The sequence below is a fragment of the Sulfitobacter sp. PR48 genome (assembly GCF_028807335.1).
Classification (GTDB): Bacteria; Pseudomonadota; Alphaproteobacteria; order Rhodobacterales; family Rhodobacteraceae; genus Sulfitobacter.
On sequence record NZ_JARAMM010000047.1, the window covers coordinates 1 to 4,402 of the forward strand.

Annotated in this window: 4 protein-coding genes; 2 read left to right on the forward strand and 2 right to left on the reverse strand. The window is 65.0% G+C overall.

Annotated features, from left to right (window positions below):
- Positions 1 to 321: 321 nt before the first annotated feature.
- Complete coding sequence (locus PVW51_RS23985; protein ID WP_274578197.1) at positions 322 to 879, reverse strand: RNA polymerase sigma factor; 558 nt, start codon at positions 877 to 879, stop codon at positions 322 to 324.
- A gap of 238 nt (positions 880 to 1,117) precedes the next feature.
- On the opposite strand from PVW51_RS23985, the gene PVW51_RS23990 reads away from it, so the two are divergent.
- Positions 1,118 to 1,375, forward strand: coding sequence for a hypothetical protein (locus PVW51_RS23990; RefSeq protein ID WP_067287678.1), 258 nt, complete (start codon positions 1,118 to 1,120; stop codon positions 1,373 to 1,375).
- 327 nt (positions 1,376 to 1,702) lie between these two features.
- Here the strand turns inward: PVW51_RS23990 and PVW51_RS23995 are convergent, their stop codons facing one another.
- Entirely contained in the window at positions 1,703 to 3,241 is a 1,539-nt protein-coding gene (locus PVW51_RS23995) for a trimethylamine methyltransferase family protein (protein ID WP_274578200.1), read from the reverse strand.
- A 427-nt stretch (positions 3,242 to 3,668) separates the two neighbouring features.
- Here PVW51_RS23995 and PVW51_RS24000 point away from each other — a divergent pair, with 427 nt between their 5' ends.
- The gene (locus PVW51_RS24000; RefSeq protein ID WP_274578201.1) at positions 3,669 to 4,268 is read left to right on the forward strand and encodes an outer membrane protein; all 600 of its coding nucleotides are present in this window, start codon (positions 3,669 to 3,671) and stop codon (positions 4,266 to 4,268) included.
- Positions 4,269 to 4,402 lie beyond the last annotated feature (134 nt).

The window sequence follows — 4,402 nt, forward strand, 5'->3', positions numbered from 1 at the left end:
ACAACATTGATATTTGTAAGGGAAGCGCTCCGAATGCGCGTCTCAATGCGCCCTCCCAGGCTCGGGCGCGGCCCTTCGTTCGAAAACTTAACGCAGAACGCAGAAGAACGATTTACCTCCGACGGCAGCCGTTTCCGGGTTTGTCAGCAATCTGAGGAGAGCTTCGGCTCTCCCTTTTTTCTGCTCAGGAGGATGCGCGCTGACTCCGGCCTCTGCACCACATTTGCCATACCCGGACCGCGCCGAACCTCCTGCACCACCCCCGGCTTCATTGTTCCAAAAATACCACCGGGGGTCCGGGGGCTGGCCCCCGGTCCGCGCTCACAGCAGTTCCGACACCGATCCCTCCAGCGCCATCTGCCGCCGCAGGCTGGCCCGCGCCCGCGCCAGGCGTGACATCACCGTGCCTTCGGGCACACCCAGATGCGCCGCCAGCGCCTGCGGGCTGGTGTCACCGGCCAGCACCAGTTCCATGCAGGCGCGCTGGTCGCGGGGCAGCAATGCGATGGCCGCGCGCAGTTCTGTGCAGGCCAGCCGGGCCGGGGCCACGGGTGCTGTCACCGCCATTTCCTCGGTCAGCTCTTCGGTCTGGCGTGTCCCGCGCCAGCGGTGCCGCGCGAGGTTGTGCAGCATGATCATCGCATAGCGGTCGGGGGCGGCGATCTCTGCATCCCCCGCCAGCAGCTGCCACAGTTTCAGCGCCACCTCCTGTGCCAGGTCCTCGGCTTCCTCCGCGCTGCGGGTCAGTTTGCGGGCGCGGGCGCGCAGCCGGGGCATCAGGGCGTCAAAGGCGCATGGGGCAGGGGAAGGGGCCGGCTCGGGGGCCGGTCCGGAGCCCGCGACGGGGACGGTCAGGTGGGCTGTCAGGGGGTCTGTCATGGTGCTGCCTCGCTCATTTTTCTGCAGCATGCCGATTTCACCGGAACACAACCAGTTGGGGAATTTCCGCCGAAACCGGCTTCCGGGGCTTTTTGGGCGGCGCTTTGCCCATGGCCGGGGGCCAGGTCGGCAGGCCTTCGCGCGCCGCTCCGGGGGGATGAACGCAAACCGCTCCGGATGCGTCTAACACCCTGAAGGCAGCAAGACCTTCGACCAAACCACGAAAAGGAAGTATCACATGACACATGTATCCAAAGTAACCCTCGCCGCCCTGACAGCCCTCTGCCTGCCCGCCTATGCGATGGGTGCCGGGGTCGCAGACCTGGACGCCAACGGCGACGGGTTGCTCAGCGTGACCGAGGTGCAGGCGGTCTATCCTGACGTGACCGCAGAGCAATATTCGGCGATGGACCTGAACGCCGACGGCGCGCTGGACGATGCCGAAGTGCAATCGGCACAGGAAGCCGGCGTGATGCCCACCTCCGACGAAGGCTAAAGCGCCACGCCTTGAACTTGTATCGCCGATACCCTGCCGCGCTGCGCGCTCTCGGGACATCGGCGATACAACATAAACTGGAAATGCTACAGCGTTTCGGGATTAACTTGAAACATCCAACATCACTTTTCGCGTTCGACCGCAGGGAGAGGCAGCGAACAAGTGATTCAGGTATATCCCGAAGCGCTATATCAGCCCCGTTTCGGGTTCGGGGCATCGGGGGGAGGCACGGCAGCGACAACAGGCCCCCCATGCCCCGATGAGGTCCGGTGCCAAGGCACCGGGCCTTTTTGTTTGCCCGGGCGCGCGTCAGCCCGGGGGGTGGCTTCAGCCCGGCAGGTGGATTCTGAAACGGCGCCGCAGAATGGCATCGGTGGCCGCATCGAACCGCGCAGGGGCACGCCGGGCCAGGATCTCCTCCTTGCGCGCTGTCGCCTTCACGATCAGATCCGGCTTGTCCTTTTCCGCCCATTCCTTGGGCGAGGTCCGGTCGCCCAGCTTCGGATAGACGTGATCCGTTTCCATGCGGCCCAGGGTCTGTTCGGTGCCCAGGTAATGACCGGGCCCGCCAAGGCAGACCGCGCGCATCTCTTCCACCGCCAGGGTCTCTTCCGTGACCTCGATCCCGCGCACGCAGCGCAGGGCCTGACCGATCAGGTCGTCGCCCAGGATCAGGCTTTCATGACAGAACCCCAGCAGGGAGGCATGCATGCCCGCCGCCTCATAGATCATGTTGCAGCCAGACAGCCCCGCCATCACGTTGGAGCACATCTGCTCCCAGCCCGCCTGCATGTCCGGCAGCTTGCTGTCCGCGATCCCGGCGGCGGCACCGCCGGGCAGGCCGTAGAACTTGTGCATCTGCGCGCAGCCGGCGGTCAGCAGCGCCTGTTCGCCCGATCCCCCCGTCATCGCGCCCGACCGCAGGTCCAGCCCGAAGGGCCAGGTGCCAAAGATCGCCGGATGTCCCGGCCTGACCGCATTGACATAGACCAGCCCGGCCAGGCATTCGGCCACCGCCTGCACGATGGCGCCTGCCACGGTCGAGGGGGCCGTGGCCCCGGCCATGCCCGCCGACAGCAGCAGCACCGGCATGCCGCCTGCGATGCAGGCCTCCATCACCATGCAGCTTTCGGTGGCGAATTTCATCGGCGGCACGACAAAGCAGTTGGAGTTCGACACGAAGGGCCGTTCGCGCCATTTGTCCTCGCCGCCTGCGATGATGTGCAGCATCTCCAGCGCCTCCGCCACATAGGCGGGATCGGTAAAGGAGGTGCCGACATGTTTGCCGGTCCCCGCGCAGCAGGCATAGATCGTGTTCAGGTCCATCTCGCGGTTGTCGGTGATGTCGCGGCAGACCATGGGGCGCTGCAGAAAGTGGATATTGTCCAGCGCATCGCAGATGCGGGCCGCATCATGCAGGTCCTGCACCCCGCATTCGCGGTAGTTGCGGCCCAGGGCATCGACCATATGCACCGCCGCCCCGGCGGTGCCGTAATGCACCCGGTTGCCCGAGAGTTCCAGATCGTGCTGGCGGTCGCGGCTGAACAGGGTCACGCTGCGGTTGGCGCGGGCGATGGTATCCTCGACCAGCGCGCGGGGGAACCGGAGGCGCCCGTCCTGGCCCAGGATCGCGCCTGCGCCGGTCAGATAGGCAATGCCGCTGGCCGGGGCATCGGCCAGGCCGATTTCCTCAAGCGCGGTCAGGGCGGCATTGTGGATGTCCGCCATGCCCTGATCGCTCAGCGGGCGGTAAAGACCGCCCTCCAGGCCGGGGCGGATCGGGCGCAGGTGTTGTGCAAGCGGGGCGGCACGGGCGGCACGGCGCGCGGCGCGGCCCCCTGTGCGTGTCGGTGAAAGATCTGTCATGGTGATGTTCCGGTGGAAGAGGTGCAGGGCAGGCGGGGGTCAGCGCCGCCGCGGCGCGCCGCGGGCTGCACGACCACGTTCCGCCCCGATCGTGCGGATGATGCGTGAAATGATGCACAGATCAGCGTTCATGGCCTCTCCCTTGCCCCATCGTGCAAATCGCGTCCTTGGCCGTCTGTTCCGTTTACGACCGCGCGGCCTGTTTGCGACCCGTGCAGGCGCGGCATGATTTTGCCCATGCAGCAAAAGGTTCCGGGCGATTTTTGCCCCAAGCTGAAACCAGCCGAACCGAAATGGCGAATTGCGCAACTTCCAGCCCATCACGTGCGTGTGAGCAGACATTGCGAAACCGATACCTATGTTCCGGGTTCATCCAATAACCGCGCATCATGCGGGATGAACAAAAGACAATGCCAAGGAGCAGAACATGAACAAGTTTATCAAGATCAGCGCGATCACACTTGCCGCAAGCACAGCCATGGGCGGTGCCGCCTATGCCGGCAACCTGGCAGACCCCGTGGTGGAAGACCCGGTCTATGCGCCCGCACCTGCGCCGGTCCCGGTTTCCGGTGACTGGACCGGCTTCTACACCGGTCTGCAACTGGGGTATGGCGATGTCGACGGTCCGGGCGTGCTGGATGGTGACAATGGCACCTACGGTTTCCACGCCGGTTACGACTATGACCTGGGCAATTATGTCATCGGTGGCGAACTGGACTATGACAAGACCGACATCGACCTGAACAACGGCGCGGCCAATGTCGATTCCGTGGCCCGGCTGAAGTTCAAGGGCGGTTACGACCTTGGCAACACCTTGATCTACGCCACCGCCGGTGCGGCCCGTGCCGATACTTCGCTCGGCGATGAAACCGGCCCCTTTGCCGGGATCGGCGCGACCTACAAGATCACCGACCGCTACACCGTCGGTGCGGAAGTGCTGCATCACAAGTTCGACGATATCGGCGGTGTCGCCGGCGCGGATGCCGATGCGACAACCTTCACCGTGCGCGGCTCCCTGCGCTTCTGAGCGCCTGGCCATCGCGCCAGAGAAAGGCCGGGGTTTTGCCCCGGCCTGAGGCTGCTGAAAAAGCACGTTCCTGCACCCGCTCCCCCCGAAACAACGAAATCGTTCTTCCACGACGCCAGCCACAAGCCTTGGCC